The sequence below is a fragment of the Colwellia sp. D2M02 genome (assembly GCF_018860755.1).
Taxonomy (GTDB): Bacteria; Pseudomonadota; Gammaproteobacteria; order Enterobacterales; family Alteromonadaceae; genus Colwellia; species Colwellia asteriadis.
Window position 1 is genome coordinate 26,933 of the sequence record NZ_JAHKPW010000011.1, and the last position, 20,432, is coordinate 47,364.

At 39.3% G+C, this 20,432-nt stretch carries 22 protein-coding genes; all 22 read left to right on the forward strand.

The genetic code is table 11. The features are described from left to right. Nucleotides 1-4: 4 nt before the first annotated feature. The 22 genes from KO495_RS01525 to lexA all read left to right on the forward strand — a co-directional run bounded on the left by KO495_RS01525 (nucleotide 5) and on the right by lexA (nucleotide 20,022). The gene (locus KO495_RS01525) at nucleotides 5-571 is read left to right on the forward strand and encodes a hypothetical protein (protein ID WP_354668353.1); all 567 of its coding nucleotides are present in this window, start codon (nucleotides 5-7) and stop codon (nucleotides 569-571) included. Then, nucleotides 564-1,964, forward strand: a complete 1,401-nt coding sequence (locus tag KO495_RS01530) for an AMP-binding protein (RefSeq protein WP_215978638.1) — start codon at nucleotides 564-566, stop codon at nucleotides 1,962-1,964. Before KO495_RS01525 ends, KO495_RS01530 begins: the two co-directional genes overlap by 8 nt. Further along, nucleotides 1,957-2,316, forward strand: a complete 360-nt coding sequence (locus KO495_RS01535) for a thioester dehydrase (RefSeq protein WP_252738747.1) — start codon at nucleotides 1,957-1,959, stop codon at nucleotides 2,314-2,316. The genes KO495_RS01530 and KO495_RS01535 overlap by 8 nt, the downstream gene beginning before the upstream one ends. Continuing rightward, nucleotides 2,316-3,059, forward strand: a complete 744-nt coding sequence (locus KO495_RS01540; RefSeq protein WP_215978639.1) for a glycosyltransferase family 2 protein — start codon at nucleotides 2,316-2,318, stop codon at nucleotides 3,057-3,059. Before KO495_RS01535 ends, KO495_RS01540 begins: the two co-directional genes overlap by 1 nt. Next, nucleotides 3,056-4,021: an acyltransferase gene (locus tag KO495_RS01545; protein ID WP_215978640.1), complete on the forward strand. Its 966-nt coding sequence runs from the start codon at nucleotides 3,056-3,058 to the stop codon at nucleotides 4,019-4,021. The genes KO495_RS01540 and KO495_RS01545 overlap by 4 nt, the downstream gene beginning before the upstream one ends. Next, a complete protein-coding gene (locus KO495_RS01550; RefSeq protein ID WP_215978641.1) occupies nucleotides 4,018-5,559 on the forward strand; it encodes an aromatic amino acid ammonia-lyase in 1,542 nt (513 codons plus the stop codon). Before KO495_RS01545 ends, KO495_RS01550 begins: the two co-directional genes overlap by 4 nt. A gap of 5 nt (nucleotides 5,560-5,564) precedes the next feature. Next, nucleotides 5,565-5,990, forward strand: a complete 426-nt coding sequence (locus tag KO495_RS01555; protein ID WP_215978642.1) for an acyl-CoA thioesterase — start codon at nucleotides 5,565-5,567, stop codon at nucleotides 5,988-5,990. Continuing rightward, nucleotides 5,990-6,634 carry an outer membrane lipoprotein carrier protein LolA gene (locus KO495_RS01560; protein WP_215978643.1) on the forward strand — a complete coding sequence of 215 codons (645 nt, stop codon included), beginning with the start codon at nucleotides 5,990-5,992 and terminating at the stop codon, nucleotides 6,632-6,634. The genes KO495_RS01555 and KO495_RS01560 overlap by 1 nt, the downstream gene beginning before the upstream one ends. A 29-nt stretch (nucleotides 6,635-6,663) precedes the next feature. Beyond that, the gene (locus KO495_RS01565) at nucleotides 6,664-8,946 is read left to right on the forward strand and encodes a hypothetical protein (RefSeq protein ID WP_215978644.1); all 2,283 of its coding nucleotides are present in this window, start codon (nucleotides 6,664-6,666) and stop codon (nucleotides 8,944-8,946) included. Continuing rightward, nucleotides 8,939-10,174: an NAD(P)/FAD-dependent oxidoreductase gene (locus tag KO495_RS01570; RefSeq protein ID WP_215978645.1), complete on the forward strand. Its 1,236-nt coding sequence runs from the start codon at nucleotides 8,939-8,941 to the stop codon at nucleotides 10,172-10,174. Before KO495_RS01565 ends, KO495_RS01570 begins: the two co-directional genes overlap by 8 nt. Beyond that, nucleotides 10,165-10,743 carry a DUF3261 domain-containing protein gene (locus KO495_RS01575; protein WP_215978646.1) on the forward strand — a complete coding sequence of 193 codons (579 nt, stop codon included), beginning with the start codon at nucleotides 10,165-10,167 and terminating at the stop codon, nucleotides 10,741-10,743. The genes KO495_RS01570 and KO495_RS01575 overlap by 10 nt, the downstream gene beginning before the upstream one ends. A 2-nt stretch (nucleotides 10,744-10,745) precedes the next feature. Further along, nucleotides 10,746-11,936 (forward strand): beta-ketoacyl-ACP synthase, encoded by a 1,191-nt coding sequence (locus KO495_RS01580; RefSeq protein ID WP_215978647.1) that lies wholly within the window; start codon nucleotides 10,746-10,748, stop codon nucleotides 11,934-11,936. Then, nucleotides 11,929-12,384 carry a 3-hydroxylacyl-ACP dehydratase gene (locus tag KO495_RS01585; protein WP_215978648.1) on the forward strand — a complete coding sequence of 152 codons (456 nt, stop codon included), beginning with the start codon at nucleotides 11,929-11,931 and terminating at the stop codon, nucleotides 12,382-12,384. Before KO495_RS01580 ends, KO495_RS01585 begins: the two co-directional genes overlap by 8 nt. Then, a complete protein-coding gene (fabG, locus tag KO495_RS01590) occupies nucleotides 12,381-13,106 on the forward strand; it encodes a 3-oxoacyl-ACP reductase FabG (RefSeq protein WP_215978649.1) in 726 nt (241 codons plus the stop codon). Before KO495_RS01585 ends, fabG begins: the two co-directional genes overlap by 4 nt. Continuing rightward, on the forward strand, nucleotides 13,106-14,335 hold the full coding sequence (locus KO495_RS01595) for a beta-ketoacyl-ACP synthase (protein WP_215978650.1): 1,230 nt from the start codon (nucleotides 13,106-13,108) through the stop codon (nucleotides 14,333-14,335). The genes fabG and KO495_RS01595 overlap by 1 nt, the downstream gene beginning before the upstream one ends. Continuing rightward, nucleotides 14,328-15,143: a MipA/OmpV family protein gene (locus tag KO495_RS01600; protein WP_215978651.1), complete on the forward strand. Its 816-nt coding sequence runs from the start codon at nucleotides 14,328-14,330 to the stop codon at nucleotides 15,141-15,143. Before KO495_RS01595 ends, KO495_RS01600 begins: the two co-directional genes overlap by 8 nt. 84 nt (nucleotides 15,144-15,227) lie before the next feature. Beyond that, nucleotides 15,228-15,788 carry a diguanylate cyclase gene (locus KO495_RS01605; protein WP_215978652.1) on the forward strand — a complete coding sequence of 187 codons (561 nt, stop codon included), beginning with the start codon at nucleotides 15,228-15,230 and terminating at the stop codon, nucleotides 15,786-15,788. Next, the gene (locus KO495_RS01610; RefSeq protein WP_215978653.1) at nucleotides 15,789-16,898 is read left to right on the forward strand and encodes a beta-ketoacyl-ACP synthase III; all 1,110 of its coding nucleotides are present in this window, start codon (nucleotides 15,789-15,791) and stop codon (nucleotides 16,896-16,898) included. It abuts the gene before it with no gap. Nucleotides 16,899-16,904: 6 nt separating this feature from the next. Beyond that, nucleotides 16,905-17,588: an iron-containing redox enzyme family protein gene (locus KO495_RS01615; RefSeq protein WP_215978654.1), complete on the forward strand. Its 684-nt coding sequence runs from the start codon at nucleotides 16,905-16,907 to the stop codon at nucleotides 17,586-17,588. Further along, complete coding sequence (locus tag KO495_RS01620; RefSeq protein ID WP_215978655.1) at nucleotides 17,581-18,435, forward strand: hypothetical protein; 855 nt, start codon at nucleotides 17,581-17,583, stop codon at nucleotides 18,433-18,435. The genes KO495_RS01615 and KO495_RS01620 overlap by 8 nt, the downstream gene beginning before the upstream one ends. Nucleotides 18,436-18,459: 24 nt before the next feature. After that, a complete protein-coding gene (locus KO495_RS01625) occupies nucleotides 18,460-19,227 on the forward strand; it encodes a hypothetical protein (RefSeq protein ID WP_215978656.1) in 768 nt (255 codons plus the stop codon). A 162-nt stretch (nucleotides 19,228-19,389) separates the two neighbouring features. Beyond that, a complete protein-coding gene (gene lexA, locus KO495_RS01630; RefSeq protein WP_215978657.1) occupies nucleotides 19,390-20,022 on the forward strand; it encodes a transcriptional repressor LexA in 633 nt (210 codons plus the stop codon). The last annotated feature ends 410 nt before the right edge of the window (nucleotides 20,023-20,432 follow it).

Consider the following 20,432-nt stretch of genomic DNA (forward strand, 5'->3'; position numbering starts at 1 on the left):
TTCTGTGACTAAAATCCTCGTAGCGCTTTCTTTTACGTTAATCATTTTATACCCAGTAGCTGTTTATACTGGGTTGCAATACCTTGAGAATCGTACTTTAGCTTTTGCCCTTATTGGCTTATTTTTAGTGCGATTAGTACTCAGCAAACGTATTAAGCAATCTATTCCTTGGATGAATCACATCTTTATTGCGGTTATTGCTGTACTGGCCTTGACCGCAATTTTTGATATTAGTATTGGCGTTTTGCTATACCCTTTGGTGATCAACTTATCAATGTTAGCAATATTTGCTTATTCATTACTTAAAAAGCCGAGCATTATTGAAACCCTCGCTCGCCTTCAAGAGCCCAATTTACCGACATCAGCCATTCCTTATACTGAAAATGTTACCCGTGTTTGGTGTGTATTTTTTATTATTAATGGCACTATTTCGTTGTACACTGCACTATTTACCAGTATCGAAACATGGACCTTATACAACGGCTTAATTGCTTATTTATTAATGGGGACTTTGATGACCGTTGAATGGCTTGTTCGACAACGTGTTAAAGCGAAACACTCTCATGACTAACTTATCGTACTTAGCCAAAAAATCGCCTTTATTTTCTTTAGCTGAAGGGGATTTTTCCGGAGAAAATTTTTTACAAGACGTTGCCTTTTTTCACAAAAAAATACAACAGTTCAATAAAACACAACTTAACGCGGTGGTGTTAAATGAAAGCAATACATACCGCTTTGCCGTACGGTTATTTGCCTTAGCACAGCACGGTATTACCATTTATATTCCGAATAATAGTCAACCTGAAACGCTCAAAGAGTTGCAACAGTTTAGTCAATTTTCAGCTGGCTCAGCTAATTTCCCCGCAGGTTTTTACTCGTTAGAGCGCTCAGTTATTGATGATGAAAATGATATAGCTGACAAATCACAACTAAGTAATACATTGATGTGGCCAACCACAGGTAAGTTAATATTTTCTACCTCAGGCTCTACTGGTAAAGCAAAATTAATTGAAAAGCACTGGTGGCAGCTCAACAAAGAGCTTAGCTGTTTAATTACTACTTTTGCAGAGCACAGCCAACGTATTAATGCTGAGAGTACATTTATTACCACAGTGCCACATCATCATATTTACGGTATGTTGTTTAGGTTATTGTGGCCGTTAAAAATTTCAGCCACCCTTGAACGACAAATAGATTACCCTGAAAGCGCGCTGAATCTGCTCAAGGCGAATAATAATATTGTCCTTATTTCCAGCCCTGCTTTTTTGAAGCGCTTATCAAAAGATAATGTTTTCTCACCTTATACGAGTAATTTTAATCGCATTTTTTCATCGGGTGGTAAGTTGGATGATAATGACGCACTCACACTGGCTCAACAATTAAGTTTAGGTATAACTCAGGTTTACGGCAGTACAGAGTCTGGCGGTATTGCACATCGACAAGTAACAACATTACCAGCAGAGCCTTGGACTGTGTTCCATGACATTACTATTAAATGCCATGACACAACACAACAATTACTGCTCAATTCACCTTATTTAACCGACAGTTCAACAATTACAGCACATAACTGGTTTGTCATGGACGACATTATTGAATTGATTTCACCTCAACAATTTAACTTACTAGGCCGCACTGACCGTACAGTGAAAATTGAAGATAAACGAGTTAATTTATCAGATATTGAAGCAAGCTTAACGGTGCACCCGTGGATTGATGAGGCACGTATTATTGTAAAGCAAGGGCAGCGAGATGTCCTCGCAGCCGTTATAGTTTTAACACCAACGGGGAAAATGGCGCAAAGTGAGCTCAGCAAGCTTCAAATGAATCAGCAGTTAAAACAAACCTTAAGTGAAAAGTTTAATGCTCTTTGTCTTCCAAAAAAATGGCGCTACCTAAGCGAATTACCTTATAATCTGCAGGGAAAATTAACCCAGGCAGCTTTGGAGAAGGTATTTGACTAGTTTGCAAAATACCCAAGTAGAAATAACTCACCATCAAAAAACAACACACGGAGCGCTACTGACTTTTATGGTTGAGCCTAGTCTCGATTATTTTAAAGGACATTTTCCTACGGCTCCAATACTTGCTGGTGTGGTACAACTCGACTGGGCTGTTAATTTTGGTCAACAATACTTGTCATTAAAACCCCATGCAGTAAAGCAAGTCGAAGTATTAAAATACCAATTAGTGATCACGCCAAATACCCAAGTCTTTTTAGAGTTAGAACAAAAAAGCGAGGTTAAATTTACCTTCAAGTTTTATTCTGAACACGGTACACATTCTTCTGGTCGCATTGTTTTAGAGGAAAACTAATGTCATATTGCTTTATTATTCCTAATTACAATCATATCCATAAGTTTTCATCGTTTATCAATAAGTTAATTCAGTATAAGCTGCCTATTATTGTGATTAACGATGGCAGTGATACCAATACCGAACTGGCGCTACGCACACTAGCAACCGAGCAACCGAGCATAACATTACTACACCACCAGCGTAATTTAGGCAAAGGTGCGGCCGTACAAACAGGGTTAAGTTACGCTTATCAGCAAGGTTTTAGCCATGCATTACAAGTCGATGCTGATGGTCAGCATGACTTGAATGATATTGATACGTTTATCAACTTATCTAAAGCATCGCCACTGACACTGATTTCAGGTACACCAATGTATGATGAGTCAATTCCAAAGCATCGGTATTTTGCGCGTTACATCACCCATGTCTGGGTTTATATTGAAACCTTATCGCTACAAGTAAAAGATAGTATGTGCGGCTTTCGCGTTTATCCGTTAGCGGCATACAATATCCTTAGTGATAAAGTTGCCTTAGGTAATCGTATGGATTTTGATACCGAAGTACTGGTGCGTCTTTATTGGCAAAACTGCCCTATTACTTTTGTGCCCACTAAAGTTATTTATCCTGAGGACGGCAGTTCTCACTTTCGCCCTTTAGAAGACAACATTAGAATTTCTTGGATGCATACACGTTTATTTTTCGGCATGTTAATCCGCAGCCCAGCTTTGCTCTACAAAAACATTAAGCGCTGGTTGTCATGACAAAAAACAAACATTGGGCCAATATTGAAGAGCGTGGCTCTTTGCTTGGTATGAAGTTACTCTTTGCCATTTATCGACTGCTAGGCCGCAGAATATTATTGATTTTTTTATTCCCTGTAGTGCTATATATTTACGCCACAGGTAAAGCAGCACGCACAGCGTCACGTGACTTTTTAACGCAAGTTAACTATTACAACGGCAATAAAAAAAGCGCCTCATGGCTAGCTGGCTTAAAGCACTTTTTAGCGTTTGCAGATTCTGCCTTTGATAAAATAGATGCTTGGCTTGGTAATATCACCACCGCCGACATTATTTATAATCAAGACGGGGTTATGCAAAGCATTATTGAGAACAAAAAGGGAGCTATTTTTATTGGCTCTCATTTAGGTAATATTGAAGTTTGCCGCGCACTAAGTCAGGGGCGGTACCATATACCTATTAATGTCTTGGTTTTCACTGAAAATGCGATCAAGTTCAATGAAGTATTAAAGAAGGCAGCTGATAATGTCAGCGTTAACTTAATTCAGTTAAGTAATATTGGTCCTGAACTGGCAATTAGTTTGCAAGAAAAAGTTAATCAAGGTGAAATCATTGTCATTGTCGGAGACCGGACCAGTGTTTCAGTGGCTGGTAGAGTTGTGTATAGCCCATTTATTGGTAAAGACGCTCCTTTTTCACAAGGTCCTTTTATTTTAGCGGCATTATTAAAGTGCCCTATTTATTGGTTATTTTGTCTCAAAGAAGGTAAGAAGTTTCGAGTAATCTTTGAACATGTCAGCGACGAATTAGCTTTACCTAGAAAACAACGTACTCAAGTGCTTGAATCATTCATTAACCTATATGCTGATAGACTGAGTTTTTATGCCGCGAAATACCCGCAGCAATGGTTTAATTTTTATGATTTTTGGCAGCAAGACCAAGCCGTGAGTCGAAAAGAGAGCAACGGAGAAAGTAAACAGTGAACAAGCAGGCAATAACTTTTGGCGCAACACGATTAACCATTGAAGATATCGTTGCAATTGCCAAGCAAGAAAATAGCGTTGAAATTACTAACGATGAATTATTCAAAGAAAAAATAGACTCTGCTGTGCGCTTTTTAGATAAGTTGCTCGAAGAAGAAGGGGTTATTTACGGTGTTACCACTGGCTATGGCGATTCAGTTACCGTGAACATTCCTCTTGATTTAGTGAAAGAACTACCACTGCATTTGACGCGTTTTCATGGTTGTGGTTTAGGCGATTCATTTAGCCCAGAACAAGGCCGAGCCATTTTAGCAACGCGTCTTGCTTCGTTAAGCCAAGGTTATTCAGGCGTTAGCTGGCCACTATTAAACTTGCTAGTTAGCTTTATTAACAAAAATATTGTGCCTGTTATTCCACAAGAAGGCTCAGTTGGCGCAAGTGGTGACTTAACGCCATTATCTTATGTTGCAGGCGCCTTAATTGGCGAACGTGAGGTTTATTATAACAACGAAATTAGACCGAGTAGTGAAGTACTTAATGAAGTAAATTTACAACCAATAACTTTGCGCCCGAAAGAAGGCTTAGCCATTATGAATGGCACAGCGGTGATGACAGCTTTATCATGTTTAGCTTTTAATCGCTCAGAATATCTTGCCAAATTAGCCAGTAGAATTACCGCCCTTTCCAGCTTGGCATTACAAGGGAATAGCCATCATTTTGATGAAATTTTATTCTCGGTAAAACCACACCCTGGCCAACAGCAAATTGCTACTTGGATCAGACAAGACTTAAATCATTATGAGCATCCTCGTAATTCTGATCGTTTGCAAGACCGCTATTCTATTCGCTGTGCGCCACACGTGATTGGTGTTTTACAAGACAGCTTAGGCTTTTTCAGAAGCTTAATTGAGAACGAGTTAAACTCAGCCAACGACAACCCTATTATTGATGGCCAAGGTGAGCATGTCTTACACGGCGGACATTTTTACGGTGGCCATATCGCGATGGCAATGGACAGTTTAAAAACCGCGGTTGCCAACCTAGCTGACTTAGCCGATCGCCAAATTGCTTCATTAGTTGATACCCGTTACAACAATGGTTTACCTTCTAATTTATCAGCAAGTTGTGATCAACGTCGGTTTATCAATCATGGCTTTAAAGCGGTACAAATCGGCGCATCGGCTTATACGGCAGAAGCATTAAAACACACTATGCCTGCCAGTGTTTTTTCACGCTCAACCGAATGTCATAATCAAGACAAAGTTAGCATGGGCACCATAGCCGCACGCGATGCTTTACGTGTATTGCAACTTACCGAGCAAGTATTAGCGAGTACTTTGTTAGCGGCAGTACAAGGCGTACGTTTAAGAATTATCAATAATGAGCTTGATCACGATAGCTTATCGCCATGCATTAAAGCAATGTATGACGATATTGATAGTTTTTTTGAAACTCTCAGTGAAGATCGTCCACTAGAGCCAGTCTTACGTTTTACAGTTGATGCTATTCAAAATCAACGCTGGTCGCTATACGAGTAATAAAAATGAACAGTAACAACGCCTTATTATCGGCAAGTGAGTTTTATGAAGTTCCCTTTCATGACTGTGACCCTATGCAAGTAGTGTGGCACGGTAATTATGCACGCTATCTAGAATTAGCGCGTTGTAAATTATTACGCCTATTTAACTACGATTACAATGATATGTACGACTCAGGTTATATGTGGCCAATTATTGATATGCGTATTAAATATGTTGGAGCAACGGTCTTTACTCAACAAATAAAAATTGAAGCCTTTTTAAAAGAGTACGAGCAGCGCTTAAAAATAGATTACATTATTTCTGATGCACAAACGGGTAAAAAGCTTACCAAAGCAACCACCACACAAGTCGCGGTATGCATGCAAAGTAAAGAAATGCAATTTGAGAGCCCTGCGGTACTGCTAACTAAAATAGCCAAGGTACTATAATGCCAATAACACTCCCTTTAATATCGCTGTTATTGTCGCTATTAATGACGATATTTATCAATACCGCACTGGCGCAAGATAGCAAACAAGATATCGCAGCCAAAAAAAATATTAAAACCGAACTAAGCACGCAGCAAGCTACTAACATTTTATTATTAACTAAAAATATGCAGCGCCAAGGTCAATTTACGCAGCATAAGTATTTTAAAGTGTTGAAAAAACCTTTTGTTTCTAAAGGCACGTTTAGCATTAATCAGCAGGATTTTATATGGCAAACGCTTAAACCCGCCAAAAGTGCCATTATTTTTGAGCAAGGTATGCTCTATATTGAAGAAGCAGGAGTAAAAAAACCAATGCCACACGCGTTAGGGTTTTCCAGCATTATTCGCCTACTCATTGCTGGTGACTTTCACGAACTTACCGATGAGTTTTCATTTTTCACCGCGAATGTTGCCCAGTGTATAACGCTTTTGCCAAAAGATAGCGACGTAAGCAAAGTGATCAATTCACTCACCTTATGCGGTGCAGGTCAGGTTGACAAAATCACCTTGCTTGATGCTCAACACAACAAAACCGACATTATGCTAAGCTACACCCGACAAAGTTCAAAAAATAGCGCTGAAGATGTCGCACATAGCAAATAATATCTCCGCAGTTGCCAAAGGAATACACTATGACAAGGACTAAGCATCACAACAATAGCAGTCGAAGAGTCGCGCTATTAGGTGCATTACAGCTATCCTTTAGTCTCATTGTTGTTGTGGCAATGTTAATCACTAACAAAGTCCACTTTCAAGCTGATATGTTAGCTTTGTTACCAACAGAAGACTCTGCAAGTGGCGTTCAGTGGCAGCAAAGCGAAGCGGCTTTTTTTAACCAACACCAAAGTAAAGTTGTACTGTCTTTTACCGGCGAACAACACTTAAAAGCGCACGATCAAGCCCACCAAGATTTTACAAAAAAAGGCTGGTTAAGTAGTGAAAAAGTCAACCCTGACATTAACGAAATTGCACGTTTTTATAGTCAATATCAAGGCAGCTTACTTTCTGTTGCCAATAAACAAAGTTTAGAGCGGGGTGACAATTTTGACGAGCAAATATTAAGTAAACTGAGTGAGTCGGCTAACCCTTTTGTTCAAGCCTCATTTGAGCTTGATCCTAGCTTAATGATTGGTAACTTTATTGAACAAGCACTGGTGAATACTAACGGAATCTCGCAACAAGATGGCCGTTTAGTAAAACAAACACCGCAAGGTGAAGTAGCAATACTTATTGTTGATTTACCTAAACAAGCTAAAGATATTGTTAATGCTCAGCTATTCGCGACCGAATTATTAAATACACTAAATACTATACAAAGTACTTATCAAAACAGCGTAATAAAATATTCAGGTATTGTTTTCCATACGAGTGAAAATGCGCAACAAGCGGCTTTTGAAATGTCACTTTTTGGCAGTTTAAGTTTAATAGCGATGATAATTTTAGTGTGGTACTTCTTCCAAGGTATACAAGCATTATCTGCGGTGTTATTAACCTTAACCAATGCGATAACCTATGGATTACTAGCATTATTTATTGTTTTTAAAGAGGTGCACCTGATCAGTTTTGTTTTTGGTATCACCTTAATTGGTATTGCCATTGACTACTGCTTTCACTATTTAACCGACAAAATAGAGCAAGGCGATACGAACCTACACAATAACGCAGTGCGCAATGCCATATTGTTAGGTTTTGCTTCTACAGCGATTGGTTATGCTATGTTTTTATTCACACCGATTGGCTTTTTTGCGCAAATTGCCACTTTTATAATTTTCGGCTTAACAGGCGCAATTGTCGCTGTATTTACCTTAGTACCGCAGCTCGCGAATAAAGCCATCAACGATAGCCGCCTTAAAACTACAGGGCAAAAACTTGCCAGTATCATGGCATCAAACCGCAAGAATATGCTAATGGTTGTGTTACTAAGTCTTGGCTTATTGCTGGCAAAGCAAGTTTTTACACCGTTAACATTCGACGATAATATTGCTCTGCTAAGTGCCAGCAGTGACAAGCTATTAGCTAACGAGCAAAGCCATCAACAGTTACTCTTTGGTACGAATCACCATAGATTACTCATTCGTGCTAATAACAACCAAGCGGCGCTTGAATTAGAAGAGCTGCTTAACCAAGCAATAATGTCTACCGAAAGCAAAGCGCAAGTGAGCGCTATCAGTAATTGGGTGCCTTCAGCAAAAAGTCAGCAAGAAAACTATCAGTTGCTTAGTAATGCAGAAAATAACCAAACCTTTACGCAAATTAATACCTTATTAACGCAAAAAATCACCTTCCCTCAATTCACTTTGTTAACTGTTGAAGACGCATTAAAATCGCCAATAAAGTCATTAGTGTCTCCGTTTTATTATCGCGATAGTCAGGCGGTAACCACACTCATGCAAGTGAGTAATATTGATAAGGCGAAACTAGCAAAGCTGATTTCGCCTTACGCCAATAAAGTAATGCTTGTTGATAAAGCAGCACAATTATCTGATTTAATGACTTTAGCTCGTGAAAACTTATTATTGTGGCTAGTTATTGCCATCGCTATTTTTACTGTCGTCTTGTGGAAAAAATTTACGACGCGCGCAGCGATTAATGCCGGTGCAGCGCTACTCGCTACTATTATTATTTCGTTGCTATTAAGCAATGTTATACAAGGGCCGTTAAATATATTTAACGCGTTAGCTTTGGTATTAATTTTAGCCTTAGCAATTGATTATCTTATTTTTTATCAAAGTCGTGCTTTACATCCTATGAATGTGATCGCGATAACATTATCAGCACTGTCATCAGCCTTTGTTTTTGGTTTGTTGGTAGTGAGTAAAACACCGGCCATTTTTAGTTTTGGTTTAACGGTAGTTATTGGGTTAATTTGCATCTACTTTATTGCACCATTAACCATTAGAGGAAAATATGAATAAAGAATTTTTTGATGTGGTTGTTATTGGTGCTGGGCCTTCAGGTGCCGTAGCATCAACATTATTAGCACAACGTGGCTATAAAGTATTGGTGATTGAAAAACAGTATTTTCCGCGTTTCTCAATTGGTGAAAGCTTACTGCCACAATGCATGACCTTTATAGCGCAAGCTGGCTTAGTCGACTCACTTCACCAACACGCTGATAGCTTAGCTTTTCAATATAAAGATGGCGCAGCGTTTCATAAAAATGGGCAAGATACTTTTTTTGATTTCACCGAAAAGTTTAGCGACGGACCCGGTACAACCTACCAAGTAAAGCGTGCCGCCTTTGACGAACTACTTGCTGATGGTGCCAGTAAAGCGGGTGTTGAAGTTCGCTTTGGTCACCAAGTAGTAGAAGTTAATGTTGAGCCTGAGCAACCTGAATTAACCATTACTGATGAAGCGGGCAATAATTACCACGTTAAGGCTAAATTTTTACTCGATGCTAGTGGCTTTGCTCGTGTGCTGCCAAAATTTTTATCATTGGAAAAACCGTCGGTTTTCCCCGTGAGGCATTCTTATTTCACTCATGTTGAAGATAAGATCAGCGCTGCTGACTTTGACCGCAATAAAATACTTATTACCGTACACCCTAAACATGCTGATATATGGTATTGGTTAATTCCTTTTTCAGATGGTACCGCCAGTATTGGTGTTGTTGGTCGACCTGAGCAATTTGATGCACAGGCGACTCCTGAGGTGATATTAAAAGATTTTATCTACCAAGCTCCTAATCTAGCACGATTACTCGGTGAGGCTAACTGGGCTAACCCTGTAAATACCTTGCAAGGTTACTCGGCTGATGTAACGGGCTTAACGGGTAAAAACTATGCTTTACTCGGCAATGCGGGTGAGTTTTTAGATCCCGTATTTTCCTCAGGTATTACCATCGCCTTATGTTCATCGGCACTTATTGCGCCACAGGTAGATAAATATTTACAAGGTGAGCATGTTGATTTTTTTGAGCATTTTGAAAAGCCACTACGTGCTGGCGTTGATTGCTTTAAAACCTTTGTGAGTGCTTGGTATGAGGGCGGTTTTCAAGATGTTATTTTTTATCAAAAACAAGAAAAAAACGTCAAAAGCATGATCAGTTCAATTTTAGCTGGATATGCATGGGACACCGCTAATCCTTATGTTGCGCAAAGCGAACGTCGCTTTAAGGTACTTGTCGATTTATGCCAGTAAAAATATTTAGCTTAATACTGCTATTGCTGCTTAGTGGTTGTGCCCGTAATCAACAGACAACTAATGCTGAGCAACAAATTGCGCCACAAATAACAATTGCTGAGCAGGTAACACTGTTGCTATCAAAAGCGCCAGCACAATTAGTGGGGCAGGATTTTCAGCATTTACTCGCTATTAATCATCAAAACAAACGTTACAGTGTATTAATGCAAGTACAAATTAGCGAGCCAAAAGTTGATGTAGTCGCAGTAAGTTTACAAGGAATACCGTTATTTGAAATGGCTTCTTTGGCTGATGGCACCATAACATCAAAAAGTTATGTTAACTTAACAGCGATAGAGCCTGCTTTTATTATGGCTGACTTTCAATTAGTGTATTGGCCAATAACCACGCTCAATACTATGTTAAATGGCGCAATAATCACCGAAGAAAAGCATGGCGATGCGCTATTACGTAAAGTAATCGCCAACGATAAAAGCGTTATTAAAATTACCATCACAAACACACAAGTAAGCTTTGATCACCTTACTAGAAATTATCAATTATTAATTAGCCCAATTGAGTCGTAACTATGGCAACTTTTCTACATGACTTAGGTATAAACTGTGCGTTAGGTAACAATAAAGCACAGGTGCTTACAGCAATACAACGCCAAGATCACTCAACTGAATTCCTCAGCCAAAGAGACGACTTACACTTAGATGGTACTCCTGTTTTTGTCGGTGAAGTTAATGCAGAGTTGCCATGTTTGTCAGCTTACCCAAGCCACTTTAACAGTCGAAATAATCAATTGGCATTGCAGGCTTTTCAGCAAATAGCGCACACTTTCACACAGCTCACCGGTAATATAGATAAGCAACGTATTGCTGTAGTTATTGGTACTAGCACGTCAGGTATTTTATCAGGTGAACGTGCCCGATCGCAGTTATTAGCAAACGGTAACATACCTAAAGACTACCATTATGCGACGCAAGAAATGGCAGCACCCGCACAATTTATTGCCCATGTTTGTGGCGCACAAGGCCCTGTTTATAGTATTTCTACCGCATGTAGCTCCAGTGCAAAATCACTAGCAACCGCTAAAATGCTACTCGAAAGCAATATTGCTGATGTGGTACTTTGCGGCGGCGTTGACGCGTTAAGCCAACTCACCATTAATGGCTTTAGTGCACTTGAGTCAGTATCAGCAGGGCTTTGTAATCCTTTTGGTGCTGAGCGAGATGGCATTAATATTGGCGAAGCCGCAGCGCTCTTTTTAATGAGCCGCAATAACGATAGCATCAACTTATGCTCTGCTGGCGAAAGCTCTGACGCTTACCATATTTCAGCGCCTCACCCTGAGGGTGACGGTGCTTACCAGTCAATGGCATTGGCACTTAAAGGTGCCAATTTATCAGCCAGCGACATCGACTATATTAATTTACATGGCACTGGCACACCAAAAAATGATGACATGGAGGCCAAGGCAGTACATCGTTTGTTTGGTAGTAGCGTGTTAGCTAGTTCAACAAAACGTTATACTGGCCACACATTAGGCGCAGCGGGCGCACTTGAGGCGGGTTTGTGTTGGTTACTTTTACAAAATCAAAGTGAAAACCATACACTACCAAGCAACGTGAATAATGGTAAAATCGATCCCTCTTTAGCAGCAATCAATTTAGTCGACGACAATACCACCAAAAAAGTCCGTTATTGTTTGTCTAATTCATATGCCTTTGGCGGTAATAACATCAGCTTAATATTAGGAAAAAACAGTGCATAGCTACGATATTGAACAATTAATTGTTCATCGAGATCCCATGATTTTAATCTCAGGCTTAGCGGATTATGATCAAACCACGGCACATTGTTGGGTAGACATTAGTGAGACTTCCCCCTTTTACCAAAAAGATATTGCTGGAGTACCAAGCTATATTGGTATTGAATATATGGCACAAGCTATTGCCGCTTATGCTGGCGCAAAAGCATTAGATAACAATAGCACTATTCAGGTTGGTTTTTTGTTGGGTAGTCGAAAATTCTTAACACACCAAGCCAGTTTTTCGTGTGATAGCAAACTCGATATTTTCATTGAAGAGCTTTACATTGAGCCTTCAGGCTTAAGTGTGTTCAACTGCACGATTAAACACGGCGACAATCTACTTGCTGAAGCCAAAGTAAACACCTTTCAACCTGAAGACGCGAGTCAATTTATCAAGGAAAACTCATGAGTAAACGTGTATTAGTAACGGGCTCTAGCCGTGGTATTGGTAAAGCCATTGCAATCAAATTAGCACAACAAGGATTTGATATTACAGTACATTGTCGTACAGGTATTGAACAAGCACAACAAACACAACAAGCTATTGAAGCACTTGGACAACAAGCTAATATTATTCAGTTTGATGTTTGTGATAGAGCCCTTGCTAAACAAATAATTGAAGCCGATATCGCAGAACATGGCGCATATTATGGCGTGGTATGTAATGCTGGATTAACCCGAGATATGGCTTTCCCTGCAATGTCTGGCGATGATTGGGATGTGGTATTAAAAACCGGTTTAGAAGGTTTTTACAATGTTATTCATCCAATAGTAATGCCCATGATTCAAACACGAAAAGGTGGACGTATTATCGCAATGACCTCTGTCTCAGGTATTACCGGTAACCGTGGGCAAGTAAATTACAGCGCCGCTAAAGCAGGGATTATTGGTGCAGCAAAAGCATTATCATTAGAGCTAGCTAAACGAAAAATTACTGTGAATAGTGTCGCACCAGGTTTAATTGCTACAGAAATGACAGACGATTTAGCCACCGACGACATTCTTAAAATGGTACCTATGCGCCGCATGGGACAACCTGAAGAAGTTGCCGCCACTGTCGCTTTTTTAATGTCAGACGACGCTGCATATATTACCCGCCAAACCATTTCAATTAACGGTGGATTAGCGTAATGAAACGAGTTGTAGTTACTGGAATGTCAACAATTACCGCGCTAGGCCAAGACTGGCCAAGTTTTAGCGCCGCATTACAAAAAGGCGAAAATGCCGTAGAAATTATGCCGCAATGGCAAACGGTTAATGGCTTAAATACCTGCTTAGGTGCTCCAGTAAAAGATTTTATCAAACCAGCGCACTATAAACGTAAACAAATACGCGCTATGGGAAGAGTGTCATTAATGGCGACAGCCGCAACCGAACAAGCTTTGATTGCAGCCGACTTATTGACCCACCCAAGTTTAATTAATGGCGATACTGGTATTTCATACGGATCATCTTCAGGTTCAACCCCCCCTATTATCGCTTTTGGTGAGTTATTAAATAACAACACTATGGATGGTATTACCGCTACCAGTTACATTCAAATGATGAGTCACACCGCACCTGTGAACATTGGGGTTTTCTTTGGTGTTAAAGGTCGTACTATTACTACTAGCTCTGCTTGTACATCAGGCTCCCAAGGAATTGGTTATGCCTACGAGGCGATAAAATTTGGTCGCCAAAAAATAATGATTGCAGGTGGCGCAGAAGAACTTTGTTTATCTGGTGCGGCTGTTTTTGACACCTTATTTGCAACCAGTATTGCGAATGAAAAGCCTAAAGCAACACCGCGCCCTTTTGATCAAAACCGAGACGGTTTAGTAATTGGTGAAGGTGCTGGCACGTTAATACTTGAAGAGCTTTCCTCAGCGCAAGCACGAGGTGCCACTATTTTAGCTGAAATTGTCGGTTTTGGCTCCAATGCAGACGGCAACCATGTAACACAACCTACAGCAGAAACCATGCAACGCGCAATGGAGCTTGCTCTTGAAGATGCACATATTAGCGCTGAAAAAATTGGTTATGTTAATGCTCACGGCACTTCAACTGAAAAAGGTGATATTGCTGAGTCACAAGCCACTTATAATGCTCTGGGAAAAGTGCCAATTAGTTCGCTTAAAAGTTATTTAGGTCACACCTTAGGTGCTTGTGGTGCAATTGAAGCTTGGGCATGTATTAACATGATGAATGACAACAGTTTTGCACCAACCATTAATTTAGCTAATATCGATCCACAATGTGCACCACTTGATTATATTCAAGACAGTAATAGAGCGATTAATACTGACTATGTTATGTCGAATAACTTTGCCTTTGGTGGTATTAATACCTCTTTAATATTTAAGCGTTGGACCAATGAATAATCGTTTACTAACACTCTGTTTTATTATGCTAAGCAACATTATCAGCCCTGCTGTTTACGCGAATAGTAAAGTTGAATTAGGCATTGGTGCTTTTTCACTACATACTGCCGATTATCCTGGCTCTAATGAATATCAAACCTATGTAGTGCCACTACCTTATTTTCATTATGAAAGTGAAAAGCTCTCTATCGACCGAGAAGGTTTAACGGGCTGGTTATGGCAAGATAACGGTTGGTATTTAGATATTTCAATGTCGGCAGGCATTCCTGTGAATAGTGACGATAATAAAACCCGTCGAAATATGCCAGATATTGACTGGTCATTTGAATTAGGACCATCCATTAAGCATTACTGGCAAGGAAAACCTAACAGTGATGATTATTTATTAGCGGAGCTATACACCCGTAAAGTTATCGCAACCGACTTCAGAGGTTTTGATGATATTGGTTGGCGTACTGGTTTACGCTTGGCACATCAAAAAACCTTTAGCTTTAATGATAACAGCACCCTTGAATGGGCTAACGCCCTTGATATTAATACCGCAAATGATGAGTTAGCGCATTACTTTTATGGCGTAGACAGTCAATATCAAACAGCTACTCGCAGTGCATATAATGCCAATGGCGGTTATGCCGGCACTAATGTATCAACCGGCTTAGTATGGAAACACAAAAAGCTATGGCTAGCTGCTTATATAAGTGCATACTCGTTGCACGGTAGTCAGCAAGAAAATAGCCCTTTAGTCAATGACGTTATTGGCTACTCTGCAGGGGTAGGCATTGTTTGGATACTTTACCAAAAGGGATAAAATACAAAAGCAATAGCGCAGCTACTCACTTGTTATTAAAAGCGTAACTGAATAATTTAAAAGAATAATAAAGGACAAATAGAAATGGACACTTCTGCACTACTCATCAATGTAATGCTTTACCTATTTTTACCCTTATGGGGTATTGCAGGCTTTGCTGACTGGTGTTGCCACAGAGCCACCAAAATTGAAGTAACCTCAGGCATTAAAGAGTCGTTAATGCATTCGTTAATGGGCATACAAATGGGTATTCCCATCATTCTCTGCTTATTGTATGACGTAAATGTATTAATTTTACTTATTTGTATTATTACTTGGATTTCACACGAAATCGTCGCTCATTGCGATGTGCGCTACGCCGCCCCTCAACGTGAAATATCTATCTGGGAAATGCACGCCCACACCTACCTTGGTTCATTACCACTGTACATGTTAATTTCAATTATTGTTATTAATTGGGCTGAATTTCAACAGCTTATTACTTTTAATTGGGCTGGCAATATGTCACTAACCTTAGTTAGTGAGCCGCACGGTACTTCATCTTACTTACCCGCCTACTTAACATTTATGGCGTTACTTTGTGTTTTTCCCTACGTTGAAGAAAATTTGCGCTGTTTAAAAGCGCACTTTAAAGAAGGAATTTAAGTGCAGGTTTATATAAATAGTACTGGCCGTTACTTACCCGGCAAAGCCGTTAATAATGAAGAGATTGAATCGGTATTAGGTTTAATTCACGGTAAGAAAAGTCGCTTAAAGCGAAAAATTTTAAACTCTAATGGCATTTTACAGCGTCATTACGCCATTAATGATCAACAGCAAACCACAATTTCAAATAGTGATATGGCCGCCAATGCGGGTATGAATTGTATTGACGAAAGCTACTTGGCTCCAGCCAAAATACAAATGTTAAGTTGTGCAACCAGTCAAGGAGATATGGTTTTACCTGGCTTTGGTAGCATGGTACAAGCCGCATTAAACCTTTCTGAAGTAGAGTTACACACAAGCCACGGCATATGTTCTAGCAGCATGATGGCACTTAAAACCGCCTTTAATAATATAAGGTGTCAAGATAGCGATAACGCCTTAGTCATTGCTAGTGAACTTACCTCACGATTATTCAAACACAGCCGTTATGAACAAGTTACCGATCAAGCTGTAGATTTTAATGCTGAATTTCTACGGTGGATGCTATCAGACGGCGCAGGGGCATTATTACTAGAAAATCAGCCTCGACCAACTGGCCGTAGCCTTCGTATTGATTGGATTAAAAGTTTTTCACACGCCAATGTTTTTCCTGTTTGTATGTCGGTGGGACAATCTAAAGATGAAGAGCAAAAAACATGGCAAGACTACTCAAGCTATGGCGAAGCAGAACAAGCTGGCGCACTTTTATTACGCCAAGATGTTAGGTTACTCGACAATATTGTTGCTGTTGGCGTACAAGGTTTTTTAAAGTTAATTGCACAAGGTCACGTTGACCCTCATAAAATTGACCATGTGTTATGTCACTTTTCATCAAAATATTTCAAAAATAAAATTTTTGAAATGCTAGAAGTTTCAGGGGCGAGTATTGCTGAAGAAAAATGGTATACCAACCTTTATCAACGTGGAAATACCGGCTGTGCATCAATTTTTATTATGTTAGATGAGTTCATTAAAACTCATGAGCTAAAAGCTGGCGAAACACTTTTTTGCATGGTTCCCGAAAGTGGTCGTTTTAACTGTGCGTACATGCACTTAACTGTTGTAGGGTAATAAATAATGGATAATATAGTCTTAACCAAGCTAGGACAAAGTTGCTTACAATCACTGCTAAAAGTCTGGTTCGATTTTGATCTAGCCATCACGCAAGTACCTATTATAAAACGCTTAGAGCAAGGGCGATTAAGTATTGAAGATTATCAAAGCTTATTACTTAATTTACGCCAACAAGTCATTGAAGGCTCACGCTGGATCAGCCGTTGTGCCTCAAGCTTTGATCGCGAATATGCTGATGTCAGGTCAACCGTCATTAGCCACGCCACAGAAGAGCATCGTGATTACCTAATACTTGAAAACGATTATGTAGCAACAGGTGGAACCTTAACCGACATTCAAGCAGCCAGTAAAAATATAGGCTCGGAGGCACTACATGGCTTTTTAATGTACCGAGCAAGCCAACCCAACCCCGTTGATTTAATTGGTGCAATGTGGATTATTGAAGGTCTAGGTAACAAAATGGCCAGCAAATGGTCACAACGTATTAATGAGCAATTTTCATTTGAAAATACTATTACTGCCTTTATGGATTACCACGGTGAAAACGATGAAAATCACTTACAAGCGCTTTACCGTCTGATTGATCGCGTAGCAACATCGCCTGAGCGGGTTAACGACATAATACGCACCGCAAAAGTCGTCGCTAAATTGTATCAACTGCAATTAGAGGAGGTTGATAATGGCTAAAAAAGTCAGTCCTTATTTACAGGCCATTAGCAATGATGACTCTCTGCCGATAGAAGAGGTTGCCACGCAATTATGGATGACAGATCTCAATAACAGCTTTCGCTGGGTATTAAGACCATTATTACAGCTTTTTTTTGCAATACTGCTGCATATTGTATGGTTTATTAAACGGTTACCTTTCCCTCAATTTAGCGCCCATCACTTTTTACAAAAAACTATTTGCTGGTTTTGTCGTTATTTTGTTTCACCTGAAGCCAACCTTTTAATTCTTAGGCACTTTGCTACTGAATCGAATATTTTAAACTTTTTATCGGAAAATACAGGGCACGAACATCGCGTTAATCTTTACCCAAAAACCATTAACGATATGCTCAATAGTACCTTTGTTGATCACGACCAAGAGCTATTCGACTGTTTTATCAAGCTAGGAAAAAGTCAGGCACCAATTTCAAACAACGACATTTTACCGAGATGTACTTGGGACAGCTGGCAGCCAATTAATATGGACGACTTTCATATCAAAAGAAGATCAACGCAAATACTCGACTTTGAAACGTCGCATGCTTTATTTATGTGCTTATTTTGTTTTTTACTGAAAAAAGATGAGTATCGCGATGCAATTAATGGCTTTAATTTAGATCAATCTATCGCGATCAGAGTCGGTCGCATCATTAATGAGCCTAACTTAACTGAGTTAGCCTATAACAAATATCCTCAGTATTTGCTTGGCCCTTGGAACTTAGGGCAGCGCTTTTTAATGCATGGCTTTTTTACCGAACACTTATACGCAAGGTTAGAAACAATAAGACTGATACAACTTGAAAAGAGTAGCCCCGACTCGGCTTAAATAATCAATTTACAGGGATGTATAATGCGTAGCCTATCAGATATTGAAAAACTATTTTTGCGTACTCGATTAAGAAGATTTCGTATTAATTTCTTTTTTACCAAGCTCTTATATGCAGGGCTTTGTCTATCTATCGTTTTATGCTTATATGGATATATAAGCGCTGGCGGTAATTGGATGCCAGGGATACTCCAATATGTTTTAGCGATAGTTGGCAGTGGTTTTGCGTTTTATTGGGCAATAAGGGTTGGAACACTGCGCCTTTTCTCTCCTATATACCCTACTTTATCAACTATTACGGGGAGGCTATTCGTAGAGCGCCCTAATAAAGGCCTACTGAGCCAGTTAGAGTTATCAAACAATTTTGTTCTACCAAATGGTAAACGATATATCGTCGTATTGCCTTATTTTTGGGAAAGAGCTGTTCATACAGGAAAAGAATATACACTAGAAGTCTCAGGAATAAATGGAGAATATGGCACCCTTAATAACTCCCCTATTATTCTCATCACATCAATGATCTTTAATGGCAAAGAGAGAGTGTTGAGTAAATATGCTTTTGAAGACGCGAGAAAAGCCGTTCACCATCCAACATATGCAGTAGCCATCTTATGTTTGTCACCTATGTTACTACTCTTCACAATAATGTTATTTCATTCGTTAGAAGCGTTCAGCCTAATAGGAACATTACTCATATCAACCTTAATTAGCATATGTATTTGGCTTTATATTGAGGACAGTAAGCGCTGGCAACGCATTAGAAAGAAAATGCTAGAACTATCAAAGATCTAAATAATAATATACCAACTGCTCCTTTAAGAGTGCATATTTAATGAACTTTTAAACATTAGCCTTCATATACAAACACTACAATTTTTATGCAACTCACTTGCCTTTAAACACAGCCTGTATATACTAACAGTAACACTGTGTAAATTTACAGGCTAAATAATAATGAATTCGATACTCGATTTACCTTCGTTGACTAAAAGACAGCAACAAATATTAGACTTAATTAAAGATAAAATTGCTGATACTGGTATGCCACCAACTCGGGCTGAAATAGCGACTTTTTTTGGTTTTAAATCAGCTAATGCTGCCGAAGAGCATTTAAAAGCCCTTGCAAAGAAAGGTTACATTGAAATGTTAGCAGGTACCTCTCGTGGTATCCGTTTAACAGAAGAAATTATGGAAGAAGCGGGTTTACCACTTATTGGCCGTGTTGCCGCAGGCGAGCCTATTTTAGCGCAAGAGCATGTTGAAGATCATTACAAAATGGATGGTAGCCTTTTTCATCCGCCCGCCAATTACTTACTACGTGTTAACGGCGAAAGCATGAAAGATATTGGTATTTTAGATGGTGATTTACTAGCGGTTCACCAAACAACTGACGTGCAAAATGGTCAAGTTGTTGTTGCTCGTGTTGAGGATGATGTTACCGTTAAGCGCTTTAAGCGCGAGGGTAATATTGTTTACTTGCATGCTGAAAATGAAGATTTCTCCCCGATTAAAGTTGATTTAACACAACAGCAATTTAGTATTGAAGGTTTAGCTGTTGGTGTAATACGCAACGGTAACTGGATGTAACTCTAGTTTATAAAAACCGCGCCACTATTAATAAAGAGCCAGTAAATAAATTTCAATAAATTCTTTTGATCTTTATTTACTGGCTCTTTAGTTTATTAAACCTCAGCTCAAACCTCGTACCTCCTACTAATGAAGACTATTTAGAGTTAACACTCTATTGAATTAAATGGTTTTTTTTCAATTCCTGTTCTATAAATTATATTGACCTACAATCAAATGTAGCGTATTCATAATACAAATAACGCATAAAAAACGAACAAAAAGAATAAGACGTTAATGCGCTAATACTCTCTCATCGAAGATTGTTATTATCAGCTCTCGTCACTAGCTAGTTTATAAAATAATAATAAAACTAACAGATATTCAGTTCAGTGGGCCGTGATTTACATTGCTGCAATTCTGTTTTCTAT